This window comes from Kutzneria viridogrisea DSM 43870, from assembly GCF_000525635.1.
Taxonomy (GTDB): Bacteria; Actinomycetota; Actinomycetes; order Mycobacteriales; family Pseudonocardiaceae; genus Kutzneria; species Kutzneria viridogrisea.
In genome coordinates this window covers 1,392,711-1,408,933 of record NZ_CP007155.1, presented here as the reverse complement: position 1 = coordinate 1,408,933, position 16,223 = coordinate 1,392,711, and the positions used below count along the sequence as shown (strand labels likewise).

Annotated in this window: 12 protein-coding genes; 7 read left to right on the top strand and 5 right to left on the bottom strand. The window is 71.4% G+C overall.

All coding sequences use genetic code 11. The features are described 5' to 3' along the window. Positions 1 to 2 precede the first annotated feature (2 nt). Positions 3 to 1,283, bottom strand: coding sequence for a glycosyltransferase 87 family protein (locus tag KALB_RS06550; protein ID WP_051913267.1), 1,281 nt, complete (start codon positions 1,281 to 1,283; stop codon positions 3 to 5). A 349-nt stretch (positions 1,284 to 1,632) separates the two neighbouring features. Between KALB_RS06550 and KALB_RS06545 the strand changes: the two genes are divergently transcribed. The 3 genes from KALB_RS06545 (at position 1,633) to KALB_RS06535 (ending at position 4,099) form a co-directional block, all read left to right on the top strand. Further along, a complete protein-coding gene (locus KALB_RS06545; protein WP_025354923.1) occupies positions 1,633 to 2,817 on the top strand; it encodes an acyltransferase in 1,185 nt (394 codons plus the stop codon). A 102-nt stretch (positions 2,818 to 2,919) separates the two neighbouring features. After that, positions 2,920 to 3,606, top strand: a complete 687-nt coding sequence (locus KALB_RS06540) for a TVP38/TMEM64 family protein (RefSeq protein ID WP_025354922.1) — start codon at positions 2,920 to 2,922, stop codon at positions 3,604 to 3,606. A 1-nt stretch (position 3,607) separates the two neighbouring features. Continuing rightward, positions 3,608 to 4,099 (top strand): hypothetical protein, encoded by a 492-nt coding sequence (locus KALB_RS06535; protein ID WP_052360434.1) that lies wholly within the window; start codon positions 3,608 to 3,610, stop codon positions 4,097 to 4,099. Between the two features lie 127 nt (positions 4,100 to 4,226). On the opposite strand, the gene KALB_RS48425 is transcribed toward KALB_RS06535, so the two are convergent. Next, positions 4,227 to 4,406 (bottom strand): hypothetical protein, encoded by a 180-nt coding sequence (locus KALB_RS48425; RefSeq protein ID WP_201771886.1) that lies wholly within the window; start codon positions 4,404 to 4,406, stop codon positions 4,227 to 4,229. A 180-nt stretch (positions 4,407 to 4,586) separates the two neighbouring features. Between KALB_RS48425 and KALB_RS48420 the strand changes: the two genes are divergently transcribed. Beyond that, the gene (locus tag KALB_RS48420; RefSeq protein ID WP_201771885.1) at positions 4,587 to 4,901 is read left to right on the top strand and encodes a hypothetical protein; all 315 of its coding nucleotides are present in this window, start codon (positions 4,587 to 4,589) and stop codon (positions 4,899 to 4,901) included. A 24-nt stretch (positions 4,902 to 4,925) separates the two neighbouring features. On the opposite strand, the gene KALB_RS06525 is transcribed toward KALB_RS48420, so the two are convergent. Continuing rightward, positions 4,926 to 6,071 (bottom strand): SDR family oxidoreductase, encoded by a 1,146-nt coding sequence (locus KALB_RS06525; RefSeq protein WP_025354920.1) that lies wholly within the window; start codon positions 6,069 to 6,071, stop codon positions 4,926 to 4,928. Between the two features lie 19 nt (positions 6,072 to 6,090). After that, on the bottom strand, positions 6,091 to 12,363 hold the full coding sequence (locus tag KALB_RS06520; RefSeq protein WP_025354919.1) for a type I polyketide synthase: 6,273 nt from the start codon (positions 12,361 to 12,363) through the stop codon (positions 6,091 to 6,093). 508 nt (positions 12,364 to 12,871) lie between these two features. On the opposite strand from KALB_RS06520, the gene KALB_RS06515 reads away from it, so the two are divergent. Both KALB_RS06515 and KALB_RS06510 read left to right on the top strand, forming a co-directional pair. Continuing rightward, positions 12,872 to 13,492, top strand: coding sequence for an ABC transporter ATP-binding protein (locus KALB_RS06515; RefSeq protein WP_030108098.1), 621 nt, complete (start codon positions 12,872 to 12,874; stop codon positions 13,490 to 13,492). After that, on the top strand, positions 13,489 to 14,478 hold the full coding sequence (locus tag KALB_RS06510; protein ID WP_025354917.1) for a hypothetical protein: 990 nt from the start codon (positions 13,489 to 13,491) through the stop codon (positions 14,476 to 14,478). The genes KALB_RS06515 and KALB_RS06510 overlap by 4 nt, the downstream gene beginning before the upstream one ends. Positions 14,479 to 14,595: 117 nt before the next feature. On the opposite strand, the gene KALB_RS06505 is transcribed toward KALB_RS06510, so the two are convergent. Continuing rightward, a complete protein-coding gene (locus tag KALB_RS06505; protein ID WP_030108096.1) occupies positions 14,596 to 15,486 on the bottom strand; it encodes a lipase family alpha/beta hydrolase in 891 nt (296 codons plus the stop codon). A gap of 142 nt (positions 15,487 to 15,628) precedes the next feature. On the opposite strand from KALB_RS06505, the gene KALB_RS06500 reads away from it, so the two are divergent. Next, entirely contained in the window at positions 15,629 to 16,222 is a 594-nt protein-coding gene (locus tag KALB_RS06500; protein ID WP_025354915.1) for a TetR/AcrR family transcriptional regulator, read from the top strand. The last annotated feature ends 1 nt before the right edge of the window (position 16,223 follow it).

Sequence of the window (16,223 nt, the reverse complement as noted above, 5' to 3'; positions counted from 1 at the left end):
CTCTACAGACTCCCGGTGGGGGCGACCGTGACGGACTCGCCGGACGGGGCGGGCGCGGGCTCGGGCTTGGTGTCGTGGCGCCAGAAGAAGGCCAGCGCGATCAGCAGACCGAGGCCGAGCAGCACGTAGCTGTCGCCGAGCAGGTGCTGCCAGAGGTTCCACTGCATCTCGCGGTCCTTCTCCTGGGGCAGCCAGGCGAAGGGGCCGAGGGTGTACACGAGCAGTGCCAACCCCCACAGCGGGGCGAACTTCCAGGCCCGCGCCCGCCACAGGGCCCAGGCCAGCACCAGCAGTGCCGGGGCGGCCCACACCCAGTGGTGCGACCAGGACACCGGGGAGACGAGCAGCCCGGCGACCGCGATGGCGACCAGGGCCGCCGCGTCGTTGCCCGCCTTCACCGCCCGGTGGGCGGCCAGCACCGCGATGCCGACCACGGCCACCGACAGCAGGGCCCACAGGCCGGACTCGACCATCGCGGGCGGGTTGATCCGGTGCAGCACCCCGCGCAGCGACTGGTTGCTGGCGTAGGCCAGGCCGCCGACCCGACCGGGGTCGAGCAGGGCGTCGAACCAGTAGTTCATCGTGTCCTTGGGCGCCAGCACCAGGCCGAGCAGCCCGAACAGCACGAAGGAGGCGAGGGTGTTGACCGCGGCCCGCCAGTCGCGGCGGACCAGGAAGTACAGGATGAACACGGCCGGGGTGAGCTTGATCGCGGCGGCCAGGCCGACCAGGGTGCCGCGCAGCCAGCGGTTGCGCACCGCCAGGCAGTCGGCGGCGACCAGCACCATCAGCAGCATGTTGATCTGACCGAAGTCCAGGGTGGAGCGGACCGGCTCCAGCAGCATCGCCACCACGGCCGCCAGCGCGCCCAGCACCAGCACCGGCTCGGCGGGCCTGGCCAGCCTGGCGGTGGCCGCGAGCAGGGTGCCGGTCAGCGCCAGGAAGCTGCCGGTGGTGACCAGGGCCTTGGCCAGCCACAGCGGCATCAGCGCCAGCGAGCCGAACAGCACGGCCGCGATGGGCGGGTAGGTGAAGGGCAGCCGCGGCCCCGGCAGGTCACCGGGGAAGTCCTTCGCGTACAGCGGCAGGCCCTCCACCCAGGCCAGACCCCCGGTGCGGTACACCTGAAGATCGATCATGCCGTTGGCGTTGAGCCCGACCATCAGGACCAGGATCCCGATCAGGGTGAGCGACCACGCCAGCCCGCCGCCCAGTCGTGCCAGCCCGGTCCATCGGGGTCGCCCCGCTGAGCTGTCGGTGGCGGCCCCTAGTGCCCGAGCCATCGTTCTCCCTAGCAGTTGGTGTCCCCCGTTGGCAGCGCCGAGCATAGCGGCCATCAAAAATCCGCTGGTCCAGGGCGTGACGCGGGGCTGTCACCTTAAAGGACACCGCAGCGGGCCGCGCGTTGCGTAACTGAAGGTTCCCTGTCGACATCCTGAAGGTCGAACCGGCCGGTAGCCGACCGCGTTTAGCCAGGTGGAGCCAGGGAAACACGGAGTCACGGGTGAGCTGGCGCACAGACAGGTGCATCGCCCGCAGCAACTGGTCACCCACTCCTTAAGCCGCTCTCAGGTCGGCGCGGCAAGCTACTGGACGTACGAGAGCCGGACCCGCCGCGGGAGGAGACGAGACGTGAGCACCCAACTGCTCCCCGCCAGGCCACCGGCGGCGTCCACCAGCGAGGTCAAGCCGGCCCGCAGAGGGCACCTGGACCAGGTCGACCTGGTGCGTGTGGTCACCTTCTCCGCGGTCATCGCGGTGCACACCATCAGCGAGACCAGTGACCCATACAACATCGGCGCCGGCTCGCTGCTCTCGCTGCTGCACTTCACCCGGTCGGTGTTCTTCTTCCTGACCGGGTTCGTGCTGGTCTTCACCTACCGGAACCGCCCGCTGGCCGCCGGCAAGTTCGTGCGCAGGCGGCTGGCCCTGGTCGGCATCCCGTACCTGGTGTGGACCCTCGCCTACTTCGGCATAGCCCAGGTCGGCGCGCAGCCGTTGACCAGCGGCGAGGCCGTGTCGACGCTGTGGGAGGACGTCTACCGCGGGATCGGCTGGTACCACCTGTACTTCCTGATGGTGTCCATGCAGTTCTACGTGCTGTTCCCGCTGTTCATGAAGGTGCTGCGGGCCACGAGGCGCTACCACGCGCTGCTGCTGGGCGGCAGCCTCGCCCTCCAGGTCGGGGTCACCGCGGCGCTGACCTACCTGCCCGAGCCCGACCCGAACAGCCTGCTCGGCCAGGTGTGGGCCAACGAGGGGACGTTGCTCACCAGCTACCAGTTCTACCTGGTCGCCGGCTGCGTGGCCGCCTTCCACTACGAGCGGTTCCAGGGCTGGATCCGGGACAACTCCCGGCTCGTGCTGTGGCTGCTGCTCGGCTCGATGGTCTTCGCCGAGGGCTGGTACTTCACCGGGGTGCTCAGCGGGGTCGACCCGTGGGCCGCCACCGGGGTGCTCCAGCCCGAGATGATCCCCTGGTTCTGCGCCGTCGTGCTCGGCCTGTACCTGCTCGGCTCCGTGTGGTCCGAGCGCAGGCGCCCCGGCGGGCTGAGCGGGCGGCTCGTGTCCGCCGCCTCCACCCGGTCCTTCGGCGTGTTCCTCGTGCACCCGGCCTTCATCTGGCTGTTCGGCCGGATCGGCGACGGCTGGTTCGCCCAGAACCTGTCGCCCTTCGCCAACACCCTCGCGACCTACGCCTTCGCCATCGCCTGCTCCCTGGTCTTCGTCGAGGTCGTGATCCACACCCCGCTGAGCAAGATCCTGATCGGCCGCGAGCAACTGCCGCTGCCGAGTTTGCACCTGGCCCGAGCCTGACCCACGGCTGTGCCATGAAAGTGCCGTTCCTGGCGTTGAACGCCAGGAACGGCACTTTCATGGCACCAGGCGCCCGCCTCACACCCTGGCTACAGTGGCGCCATGCCACTGAGCTGGTGGAACCGCTCGCCCTGGCCGCGGCTGGTGCTGGGGGTCGGGGTGCTCGGCGCGACGGGTGTGGTGGCGGCCACCAGCGGCGGTGCGGCGGTGGGCCTGGTCCGCGGCTGGGTGGACGGGCTCGGGGTGTTCGGCCCGCTGCTGTTCGTGCTGGTCTACGCGCTGGCCTCGATGGTGTTCCTGCCGCTGTCGGTGCTGGCGGCGGTGGCCGGGGTCCTGTTCGGACCAGGGCTGAGCCTGCCGGTGGTCTGGCTGGGCTCGATGCTGGGCGCCTACGGGGCCTTCCGGCTGGGGCGCGGGCTGTCCCGCGAGGCCGTGCGCGAACTGGCCGGTGACCGGCTGGCGCGGATCGACGCGGTGGTCGCCAGGCACGGGGCGCTGGCGGTCTTCCTGCTGCGGCTGCTGCCCGCGGGCCCGTTCGCACTCTTGAACTACGTGGCCTCCGCGACGGCGATCGGCCTGCGTCCGTTCCTGCTCGGCAACGCCCTGGGCATCCTGCCCGGCGTGGTCGTCTACACGGCACTGGGCGGCTCGCTGGGCGACCTGGGCTCGCCCACGTTCCTGCTGGCGGTCGGCGCGCTGCTGGCGCTGGTCCTGGGCGGCGGCCTGGCGCTGCGCCGGATGACCCGGACCGCACCTGACGATCACTCAGCTTCCCGGTACGATGTCTGATATGCCCGCTTTGGATCTTGTGGTGCACGACGAGCGCTTCGGGCGCGTCCACGTGACGGGCGACGGTGGGCGGATCACCGTGTCCGGCGAGCAGGTGCCGGGGTGCGAGGTGACCAGGACCAGCCCCGAGCCGGCGCGGGCCGACGTGCCGATCGGCACCCGCGAGGGCGCCGAGCTGACCGCCGCGCTCAGCGGACGCCCCGGCACGCTCACGCCGGGACCAGGCAGGCTGACCCGCGGCTCGTACCGGGTGGACGCCGAGTTCGACGGCGATCAGTACCGGCTGGCCCCCGTCACCGCCACGGCGAGCAGGCTGTCGGTGAACGGCACGGCGGTCGGCGAGCTGGACACTCAGCCGCTGCACGCCACCTGGCAGGACGCGGTCCGCGCCGAGCACGCCGCCGTGGGCTACCTGCTGCTCGCCTCGTTCGGGGCGGGTGCCCGGCGGATGCCCGGTCTGCTGCTGGAGTCCCTCACCCAGTACCAGGGCTGATCCACGATCTGGACGCCCTCGCCCCCGGCACGCCGTGATCGGTACCGTGCCGTGTGCCGACGAACCCGTTTGTGGTGATGTCCGAGATCGAGCCGCCGACCACGCCGGACTTCCGCCGGGTGCACAGTCAGGTGGCCACGCTCGCAGCGGTGTCCGACTCCTTCCTCGTGCCGGACAACCACCTGGGCCGGGCCACCGTGTCCAGCATCGCGGTAGCCCGCGAGATCGCGGTGGCGGGCCACCAGGTCACCGCCTGCGTGAACAGCCGTGACCGCAACGTACTGGGACTGCGCCGCGACCTGCTCACCGCCAGGGCCTACGGCATCGATCGGTTCCTGTTCGTGTCCGGGGACAGCTCGGCGCACGCCGTGCGGTCCGACCTGACGGTGCGCGGCATGCTGGCGGAGACCAAGTCCGGGGCCAGTGCACCGTCGGGGTCACCAGCAGGCTGGCGCCGCTGCCCGGCTGGAAGAAGTCCGCCGATTTCGTGGTCGCCCAGGCGTCCTTCGACCTCGCCCAACTGCTGCGCTGGCGGGAACGGCTCGACTACGACGGTCAGGTCTTCGCGGGCGTGCTGGTGGTGGCGAGCCCTCGGATGGCACGAGCCCTGGCCGAGGCCACGGCGCAGATCAGCGTGCCGGCGGAACTCCTCGCCGAACTGGAGCACGAGCGGGACGCGGGCGTGCGCAAGGCCGCGGAACTGGTCGCGCAACTGCGCGCCACGGGCAGCTTCGACGGCGTCCACCTGGTCCCCGTGGGCCGCTACAAGTCCGTGGCCGCCTTGTTGTCGCGTGCCGTGTGAGGAGCACGGCACGCGACAACTGCCTCACAGCACCGGCACGGCCTCTTCCGGCACCCGCTGCGGCGGCATGGCGGGTGAGCCGCCGAGGGCGCGCATCAGGTAGTCGCGGTCGACGGGCGGGGTGGCGGGGCCGGTGAGGCCGAGGTCGCGCAGCCCGCGATCGTCGAACTTGCGCCGGTAGGAGATGAACGGCAGGAACGTGGCCATGGTCTGGTAGACCAGGCTCTCCCACGGGGTGGGCTCCCGGGGCGCGCTGGGCACGAACCGCCAGGTCACCGGGAGCAGGCCCGCGAACAGCTCCTCGAACACCTCGGCCAGCAGCGCCATGCGCACGTCCTGCGGGTGCACGACGTGGTAGGTGTCCACCCCGCTGGAGGGCGCGTGCCCGGCGATGGCGACCATCAGCCGCGCCGCGTCGTCCACCGGCAGCATGTTCACCCCGGCCTGCGGGTCACCGGGGATGCGCACGACCAGCCGCTCCCCGCCGGTGTTCGCGCCCGCGGCGAAGGAGGCGACCAGCTTGCGCGCCAGCTGCATGCCGGTCAGCAGCGGGTGGCTGGGCAGGTCGGGGTGCGGGCTCTGGTCGGTGATCAGCACGGAGGGCCGGTGCACCACGGCGGGACGGCCGGTGCGCGCCGACCACTCGCGCACCGCGACCTCGGCCAGGTACTTGGACTCCTCGTACCGGGTGGTGAACCCATAGGAGTCGTCCAGGTCCCGTTCGAAGATCCGGCCGACGGGCTTGCGGCCGACCACGCCGATGGAGCTGACGTGGTGCAGCATGGGCCGCCGCACCCCGGCATCGGCGAGTTCGATCACCCGCCGGGTGCCGATCGTGTTGATCCGGTGCAGTTCCTGGGTGTTCGCGTTGAGGTCGATCGAGGCCGCCGAGTGCCACACCGCGTCCAGCTCGTCTGCCAACGACCGGAACCGGTCCTCGCCGAGCCCCAGCCGCGGCTTGTCCAGCTCGACGTGCACGACGCGGATCCTGGCCGCGACGGCCTCGATCTCCTCCTGCGTGCGTCCCGCCGCGCGCAGGTAGCGCAGGACGCGTTGCTCGGCAGGTACCCCACCGTTGCGGCACAGCAACACCAGCTGGTGCTGTGCCGCGAGCTGTTCCAGCAGGCGGGTGCCGAGCAGTCCGGTTGCCCCCGTGATGGCGATCGCCATGGTCGTCCTTTCCGGGGCCTCACATGCCCAGTTGGTCCAACAGGTGTGCGCCCAGCGCGGCCGGGGTGGGGTGCGTCCACACCGCCGTGGCCGGGATCTTGATGGCCAGGTCGGCCTCCAGCTGGTTGCGCAGTTGCAGCGCGGTCAGCGAGTCGAAGCCGAGGTTGGTCAGCGGCACGTCGGGTTCCACCGCGGCCGAGCCGAGCCCGAGGATGATCCGGATCTGCTCACCGAGGTAGGCCACCATCGCCCTCGGCCGCTTGTCCGGTTCCAGTGCGGACAGTTCCGCGCGGACCTTGCCGCTGGCGGTGGCGGTCTCCCCGCCCCCGGTGCGCGGCATCGCGGCGAAGAACGAGGACTCCATCACCGAGGGCAGCGCCGAGAACCAGGTGTCGCCCTCGAAGGCGAACACGCCGGTGCGGACCCGTTCGTGGTCCAGCAGGGTGTGCAGCGCGTCGATGCCGTCCTGGGTGTCCAGGGTGGTGAACCCGCGTTCGGCGAAGTCGGTGGCCCGGCCCGCCTGGCCCCAGGCACCCCAGTTGACGGTCAGCGCGGGCAGCCCGCGGTGGCGGCGCCACGCGGCGAAGGCGTCCAGCCAGGCGTTGGCCGCGGCGTAGTTGGACTGCCCGGGGTTGCCGAACATGGAGGCCGCCGAGGAGAACAGCACGAACCAGTCCAGTTGCTGGCCCTCGGTGGCCTCGTGCAGCCGCCACGCCCCGTCCACCTTGGGGCGCCACACCTTCGCCACCCGATCGGCGTCCAGGTTGACCAGGATGCCGTCGTCGAGCACGGCCGCGGAGTGCAGCACCCCGCGGACCCGGCACCCGCCCTCCGATGCGGCCCGCACGAGTCGTTGTGCCACAACGGGATCGGTCACGTCCCCGCGCACCACCTCGACCTGCGTGCCCGCGGCCTGGATGCCCGCGATGACCTCCTCGGTCTGCGCGGAGGGCGCGGACCGCCCGTTGAGCACCAGCCGCCCGGCCCCCTGCCCGGCCAGCCACCTGGCCATCTCCAGGCCGAGACCGCCCAGGCCGCCGGTGATCACGTAGGCCCCGTCGGCGTGCGCCACCGGCACCAGGCCCTCCGGGACCACGGCCTCGGTGACCCCGAACTCCGGCACGGTGAGCACCAGCTTGCCGATGTGCTTGGCGGCGGCCATCGTGCGGAAGGCGTCGGCGGCCTGCTCGATCGGGAACTCCTGGCGCGGCAGGGCATCCAGCCGCCCGGCGGAGAGCTCCTCGGCCACCTCGGACATCAGCGTGGCGGCCAGCTCGGTCTTGGTGCGCAGCACCAGGTCCAGGTCCACACTGCTGATGGTGATGTTGCGGCGGAACGGGGACATGCCCAGCTTGCTGTCGGAGTAGATGTCCCGCTTGCCCAGCTCGATGAACCGCCCGCCGATCGCGAGCACGTCCAGACCGGCCCGCAAAGCCGGTCCCACCAAGGAGTTCAGCACCACGTCCACCCCGTGGCCGCCGGTGGCCCGCATCGTCTGCTCGGCGAAGTCCAGCGAGCGCGAGTCCATCACGTGCTCGATGCCCATGCGCCGCAGGTACTCGCGTTTCTCCTCGGACCCGGCCGTGGCCAGCACCTCGGCGCCACGGCTGCGCGCGATGGCGATCGCCGCCAGGCCGACCCCGCCGGTTCCGGAGTGGATCAGCACCCGCTCCCCCGGAGCGAGGCGGGCCAGGTGCACGAGCCCGTACCAGGCGGTCAGGTACACCGCGGGCACCACCGCGGCCTCGGCGAAGCGCATGCCGGCCGGGATCGGTGCGACCAGATCGGCCTTGGTGGTCACGAAGGTGGCGAAGGCCCCGTTGGCCAGGGTGAACACCCAGTCGCCGGTTTGCAGGTGCGACACGCCGGGTCCGGTCCTGGTGACCACGCCCGCGCAGTCCCCGCCCAGCGGCGGCAGGGTGCCGTCCTCGGTCGGGTACAGGCCCATCGCCACCAGCACGTCGCGGAAGTTCAGCGCGGCGGCCTGCACCTGGATCTCCACCTCACCGGGCCCCGGCAGGACGCGCGGGCGCACCACGAGCCCCATGCTGTCCAGGTTGCCCGGCCGCGCCATGTCCACCGCGAAGCCGTCGAGTCCGTAATGGACAGTCCTTCGTGGACGGTGTTGCCAGGTACCGTCGTGCAGCGGGGTCTTCACCAGCCTGGCGACGAGCCGCTCCTCGCCGCGCCACGCCACCTCGTCCTCGGTGCGGCCCGAGAGCAGTTCCCTGGCCAGTGCGGCACGGGAGTCGACGTCCACCAGCGTGATGCCCAACTCGGCGTGCTCGTACCCGGCGACCCGCCCGATGCCGCGCAGCGCCGACTGGGACAGCCTCAGGTCCTCCTCCGGCGACACCGCCTGCCCGCGTTCGGTGACGATCCACACCCGCGGCGAGTGACCGCTCGTGGCCACCGAGCGCACCACGTCGGCGACCCGCAGCACCCGGGCCAGCCCGTCGTCCAGCTCGTCACGACTTCCCGGCAGCACAACGACTCCGGTGAGGTCCTGGTCCAGCGCGAGCGAGATCGTCCCGCCCAGCGGCAGGTCCAGGACCCGGCAGCCGGGGCCGAGCGAGGCGGCCAACTCGGCGGCGAACCCGTCGCCCTCACCGACCAGCAGCCACTGTCCGTTGTGGACTTCCTGCCCGGTCAGCGGTTCGGGCTGCCAGGCGACCTCGTGCAGCAGCGGGTCGAGACGGCGTGGCCCGGTCTCCCGCTGCGGCGAGAGCAGCCGGATGTCCTCGGCCTCCAGCAGCACGGCGCCGTCGGCGTCGAGCAACCGGATCCGGCCGATCGCGGAGGACCCGTCGCTCTCGTCGAGCACGGCGTGCCCCTCGCACCAGACACCGCGCGCGGGATCGGCGTAGACGCGCAGGGCACCGACCCCGGCGGGCAGCAGGCGCGGGGCGCCGGCGGCACGTCCCTTGATCCGCGCCGCGCCCAGTGCCTGTAGGCAGCTGTCGAACAGCACCGGGTGGAACCGGAACGCGCTGGCCGCGCTGCGCGCCTTGCCGGGCACCTTGATCCGGCCCAGCACGGTGCCGCCCTCGATGTCCTGCACGCGCAGCTCGGTGAGCCCGGCGAAGCACGGTCCGTGGAAGTAGCCGTCGGCCCGCAGCCCGGCGTAGAACCCTTCCAGTTCCTCGACTTCGCTGTGCGCGGCGAGCAGTTCGCCCATGTGGGCCGGTGCGGGCTGCGCGGACTGCTCGACCACGACCACCTCACCGGTCGCGTGCGTAACCCAGTTCACGCCGTCGTCGGTGCTGGTGAGCACGCTCACCGCGACCCGCTCCGGCCCGAGCACCGAGAGCACGGTGGACACCTCGGTGTGCTCGTCCAGCGGCAACAACCGGTGGAACACCAGCCCGCTCAGCGACAGCCGGTGCGCGGGCACCCGGAAGTGCTCGCTGCCCGCCGCCAGCACCATCTCGGTGAAGCCCGCGCCGGGCAGCACGATCGCCTCGTCCACCCGGTGGTCGGCCAGCCAGGGCAGCACTGCCGTGCCCAGGTCGCCCTGCCACACATGCCGTCCCTCGCCCTCCGGCAGCTTGACGTGCACCCCGAGCAGCGGGTGCGTGTTCGCCGCCGAGGAGGTGTTCATGTCCGGGTGCGGCATGGGCAGATCGATCCAGTGCCGCTTGCGGTCCCAGGTCAGGGTGGGCGCGTCCACCAGGCGGCCCACCCCGTAGGCGCGTTGCCAGTCGATCGGGGCACCGGCGCAGTACAGGGCGCCGAGCTGCTGGCTGAGGAACTCGCGGGGCGGGTTGTCCCGCTTCATCGTCGGCAGCACCACCGCGCCGTCGACCAGGTCGGACAGGGTCTCGCTCATCGGGTACGTGGTCACCGGGTGCGGGGAGACCTCCACGAACACCCCGAACCCGTCCTCGGCGGCGGCCCGCACGGCGTGCGTGAACCGCACCGGCTGGCGCAGGTTGGCGGCCCAGTACTCGGGGTCGAAGCTGAACTGCTGCCGGGGATCGGCCAGCACGGTGGAGTAGACCGGGACCGCGCAGGGCGAGGGCCGCAGTTCCGCGAGCCCGCTGACGATCTCGGCCAGCAGCGGGTCCATGTGCGTGGAGTGCGCGGCGATGTCCACCGCGACCCGGCGGGCCATCAGACCCTGGTCCTGCCACAGCTCCACGATCCGCTCCACCTCGGCGGTGTCGCCGGAGATCACGGTGGAGCGCGGCGAGGACAGCACCGCGGCCGTCACGCCCTGGGCACCGGCCTTGGCCAGCTCGGCGACGGCGTCCTCGGGCGAGAGGTCCACCGAGGCCATGGTGCCCAGCCCCGAGGCGCGCTTCATGAGCCGGGACCGGCGGCAGATCACCAGCACACCGTCGGCAAGGGACAGTCCACCCGCGACGACCGCGGCGGCGGTCTCCCCCATCGAGTGGCCGATCACCGCCGCGGGCTCAACCCCGTTGGCACGCCACAGTTCCGCCAGCGCCACCTGCATCGCGAACAGGGTCGGCTGGATCTTGTCGATCTCCTCCGACATCTGAGGTGCGCTCATCACCTCGGTGACCGAGAAGCCCGCCTCGGCGGCGACCAGCGGTTCGATCCCGGCGATCACCTCGGCGAACACCGGCTCGCTCGCCAGCAGCTCGCGGCCCATGCCCGACCACTGCGAGCCCTGCCCGGAGAAGACCCACACCGCCCCGCGCGAGGCGGCGGCCCGCGCGGTGGTGCAGGTGATGTTGGGCTGCGGCTCGCCCTCCGCGAAGGCCTCCAGCCCGGCGATCAGCTCCGGCACGCTGCTCGCGCTGACCGCGAGCCGGGCCAGGTGGTGCGAGCGGCGCACGGCCAGCGTGTGCGCGAGATCGCCCAGCGACACGTCCTCGCCGTCCTGGTGCAGCCAGTCCGCGAGCTGGCTCGCGGCGGTGCCCAGCACCTCCGTGGACGCCGCCGAGATCGGGATCATGCGCGGCGCACCGGTCTCCGGGGCGCTGGGCCGCTCGGGCAGGCGGGGTGCCTGCTCCAGCAGGACATGCGCGTTCGTGCCGCCCACGCCGAAGGAGGACACGGCGGCCAGCCTGGTGCCCGGCACGGGCCACGGGGTGGGCTCGGTGGGCACGAAGAAGCGGGTCGGCTCGGGGTCGATCTGGCTGTTCCAGCCGGTGAAGTTGAGCGTGGGCGGCACCACCCCGTGGCCGATGCTGAGCACCGACTTGATCACCCCGGAGATGCCAGCGGCGGCCTCGGTGTGGCCCACGTTGGACTTGACCCCGCCCAGGGCGCAGCGGCCCTCGCCGGTGCCGTAGACGGTGCTGAGCGAGTCGAACTCGATCGGGTCGCCGATCGGGGTGCCCGCGCCGTGCGTCTCCACCAGGCCGAACTGCCCCGGCCGCACGCCCGCGCGGCGGACCGTCTCCCGGAACAGCGCGCGCTGGGCGTCGGCCGAGGGCGCGGTGAGCCCCTGGGAGCGGCCGTCCTGGTTCACCCCGGTGCCGCGCACCAGTGCCAGCACCTGGTCGCCGTCGCGGACCGCGTCGTCCAGTCGCTTGAGCACCACCGTGCCCGCGCCCTCCCCGCGTACGAACCCGTCGGCACCGGCGGAGAACGGGTGGCAGCGCCCGGTGGGCGAGAGCATGCCCCACTTCGAGTAGCTGATCGGGGTCTCGGGGTTGATCATCAGGTTGACCCCGGAGGCCAGCGCGAGGTCGGACTCGCCCAGTCGCAGGCTCTGGCAGGCCAGGTGCATGGCCACCAGCGAGGAGGAGCAGGCCGTGTCCACGGCCACGCTGGGCCCGGTCAGCCCGAGCAGGTAGGAGATGCGGCCCACGGCGGTGCTGTGCCCGTTGCCGGTCATCATGTACGCGTCGATGTCCTCGTAGCGCCCGGCGAGGCGGCCGATGTACTCCGCGTGGCAGAGCCCGACGAACACCCCGGTGCGGCTGCCCGCCAGCCCGCGCGGCGGCATGCCCGCGCGCTCCAGCGCCTCCCAGGCCAGCTCGATGAGCAGCCGGTGCTGGGGGTCCATCGTGGTGGCCTCACGCGGTGAGATGCCGAAGAAGGCCGCGTCGAACCCGGTGATGTCGTCGAAGTAGCCCGCCCAGCGCGAGGTGCAGCGACCGGGCACGTCGATGTCCGGGTCGAAGAACGCCTCGAAGTCCCAGCGGCCCTGCGGTCCCTCGCGGATGACGTCGCGGCCCTGCACGAGCAGTCGCCAGAAGGCGGCGGGGTCCTCGACCCCGCCCGGGTAGCGGCAGGCCATGCCCACGATCGCGATCGGATCGCCGGTGACCGCCCTGGCGGGGACGTCGGCACGGACGTCCGTCGGCTGGCTCATGCGAGGCACCAAGATCAGTCACTCCTTCGGGGGGAGAGCGCGCGGTGGCGCGCAGGGGTGCTTCTCGCCTGCCGGAGGAAATGCGAATGCGCACGAAATTGATCACGGCAGGCCACTGGGGGTGCCGGGAAACTGCTCGGCCGAGTGACCGAGGATCACCCGACTTCAGAAGGCAGGGAAGGAGCGCGTAACACGCCGAGAATGTTCATGATCACCATCCGCCCTGCCTCCACCGCACTCCCGTGGAATCGATCCACGCTCGGTAATGGAAGCATGGGTGCCACCCGGATACCCAACAACTTCAGTCGCGCAAGATCACCCGAACAGTGGGGTAACCGCAGGTCGAGGGGCATCATGCGGGCCAAATTCGGCCAGAAGACTTGCGCGCGGCACCCAGCGGCATACAGTGGATCTCACAGCCGCCGAACACCGAAAAACACATCCACGAACGGGTGAGGAACGGCGAAAAGCGACTGCGTCCCGTGACCAGTGAGGCTGGGGAAGCGTTATGCGCAACGCGACACTGTCGGTGGCCGACGTGCAGAAGGCGTACGGCAGCCGACAGGTTCTAGAACGGGTCGACTTCACCCTGTCGGCTGGAGAACTGGCCGGGATCGTGGGCGAGAACGGGGCGGGTAAGAGCACTCTGTTGCGAATCCTGGCCGGCGAGCTCAAACCCGACCACGGATGGGTCATTCAGCGAGGCCTGCTCGGTTACTGCCCGCAGCAGACCGTGCTCAACGACGCGCTGACCGTGCAGCAGCACCTGCGCTACTTCCAGCAGGCCTACCAACTGCCCGAGCTGACCAGGGCCGAGGAACTGGTGGAGCGGCTGGGCTACGGCCAGTACCGCAAGACCCGCGTGCGCGCGCTGTCCGGGGGCACCCGGCAGAAGCTGAACCTGACCATCGCGCTGATGCACGACCCGGCCATCGTGCTGCTGGACGAGCCGTACCAGGGCTTCGACTGGGAGACCTACCTGCACTTCTGGGAGCTGGCCGCGGAACTGCGCGACCAGGGCCGCTCGCTGCTGGTGATCTCCCACCTCAGCCACGACATCGAACGGCTGGACACCGCGTACCGACTGGCCGGGGGCGTGGTCAAGCCGATGGTTCTGGAGACGACATGATCCAGCGCACCAGCTACTTCCGCACCGCGGCCGGGTTCGAGGTGATCGAGCACGCCCGCAACCGGCTGGCCATCGTGCTGGTCGCGGTGTTCGTCCCGGTCTGGATCACGCTGATCACGGTGATGATGCCGGAGCGCCCGCTACCCTTCCGCTACCGGGCCACCGACGAGGTCCTCCAGCTCAACGGCATGCATCTGACGCTGATCTCCGGCGGGCTCAACGCGGTGACGCTCATCGTGGGCTTCCTGATGTTCAGCGTCACCTACCGTTCGGGCCCGTTCGACCGGCGGCTGGTCGCCGCGGGCTACCCGCGCAGGCACCTGCTGGCCGCCAAGATGAGCGCGCTCATGCTGTCCTCGGTGCTGATCTCGGTGTACGCCGCCGGGGTGATCTGGCTGTACTGGAAGCCCGAGCAGTGGTGGCTGCTCGCACTGAGCCTGTTCACCTCCGCGCTGACCTACGGCGGCATCGGCATCGTGCTGGGCGTGGTGCTGCGCGGCGAACTGGAGGGCATGTTCACCATCATCATGATCAGCATCATCGACGTGGGCCTGGAGTCCCCGGTGGTCAACGGCTCGGCCAGCGGGGACCTGGTGCACTTCCTGCCCATGTACGGCTCCATGCAGGGCGGGGTGGCGGCGGGCTTCACCAGCGGGTTCCCCACCAGGCAGCTGCTGCTGGCGCCCGCGTGGTGGCTGGGCTGCGCGCTGATCGGCCTGGTGGCCTTCCACCTGCGGACCCGCGTGCACACCCGGCGGGCACGCCCGCTGCCGGTGCGCGGCACGGAGCAGGTGCTGGCCCAGCGGCCAGGGCCCGGCGAGTCCGTGCACGTCTGCGTCAAGATGTGCGACGAGACCTGCACCGCGGGCGACCACATGCCGCTGTACCAAGGGCTCGCGGTGCTGGCGGCCCTGTCGGCGGAGCAGGCTGCGGGCAACGCCGAGCAGAACGTCTACCCGCTGGGCCGCCGCACCAGCGCCATGTGAGCGGGACTCACACGCCTGAGAACGGGACTCGCCGCCCAGTAGCGCGAGTCCCGCTCTGGTGCACGCGAGTCCCGCCCACCTGCACGCGAGTCCCGTCCTGGTGCGCGCGAGTCCCGCTCAGAACGGGGCGCCGACCGAGCAGGTGACCTTGGCGGCGTGCGCCGGGTCCAGGGCGTTGGTGATCATCTGGGCCACGCCGGAGTCGTAGGCCAGCCCGATGTGGCCGACCGGGTCGAGCGGGCAGGTGTCCTGCACGTACTCGTTGCGCACCCCGGGCTCGTGGATGAACCCGGTCTCCTTCGTGCCCAGCACCGCCGAGTCGTGCGGGGTGACCAGCACGTCGGCGCGCGAGGCGATGACCGTGTAGGCGATGCCGGGCTGGGTGATCGGCCCGGTGTTCAGCTCCACGTTGCCCTCGCCACCGGCCAGGATCTGCTTGCAGGCCGGGCAGCCGAACCGCGCCAGCAACTGGTTGACCAGGGTGCGGATCTGGAGCGTGTCGGCCACGGTGACCAGCCCGCCGAAGGAGGTGCCGTGCGTGGGCGGGGCCAGCGCGACGACCCGGCCGACCTCACCCGCGACGCCCAGCGCCTTGGGCACGTACAGGGAGTGGAAGCCGCCCTCGGAGTGGCCGACGATGTCCACCTTGGCGGCGCCGGTCCAGCCGCGGACCTGCTCGATGAAGTCCCGGATCTCCGCGGCGGAGCGGTGGATGTCGACCAGCCCGCCGACCGGTACGCCGGGCACGGTCTCGCCGTAGGTGGTGTCGAAGGCGCAGAAGCCCTGGGCCGCCAGGTGCAGCCCGAGCAGGCCGAGGTTGCCCGGACCGTTGCCGCCGAGCCCGTGCAGCAGCACGACCGGGTTCGGGTGGGCCGCCGACGGGCGACAGGACGGGTTGTCATAGCCCCCGGCGGAGGCGGTGGCCGCGCTGCTCGGGGCGGTGGTGACGACGAGGCTCGCGGCGGCGAGGACGAGGGCCGCGACGGTGCGGGCCAACGTGGGTCGCATGGACACTCCCAGCGAGGTTGAATACCACTCGGTATTGGATACCGACGAGTATCGAGGCTGGTCAGCGGTGTGTCAATGCTCACATGCGCGCGCAAAACGCCGCTCGATACCGCTCGGTATTGAGTGTTGCTACGCTCCGCACGTGGCCACCAGAACCCCGCGGCCGACCCGCGCGCAGACCCGGCAGCGCGTGCTCGACGCCGCCGCCGAGGTCTTCGCGGCGCGCGGCATCGCGGCCAGCTCGGTCAGCGAGATCGCCGAGGCCGCCGGCATGACCAAGGGCGCGGTCTACTCGAACTTCCGCAGCAAGGACGAGCTGATCCTCGCGCTCATGGAGGAGCACGTGCTGCGGCGCATGCAGGACGCGGTCGCCGCCGCGGACGCCGCGCCCGACGTGGACACCGCCGTGCGCGACCTGGGCGCCAGCCTGATGCACGCGATCCACACCGACTCGACCTGGCAACACCTGCTGTTCGAGTACTGCGCGCTGGCCCGCCGCGACCCCGACCTGCGCGAGGGCCTGCGCCGCCGCCGCAGGGAGGGCAGGGCGGCCGTGGCCGCGGCCATCACCCGGCTGTTCCAGGCCAGGGGCCTGACCCTGCCGATGAGCGCCGAGGACCTGGCCGTGGCCGTGCTGGCGATCTCCAACGGGCTGGCGCTGGAGGGCGGCATGGACCCCGAGGCCGTGCCCGGGGACCTGTTCGCCCGGCTGATCGGACTGATCACACGGCAGTGAG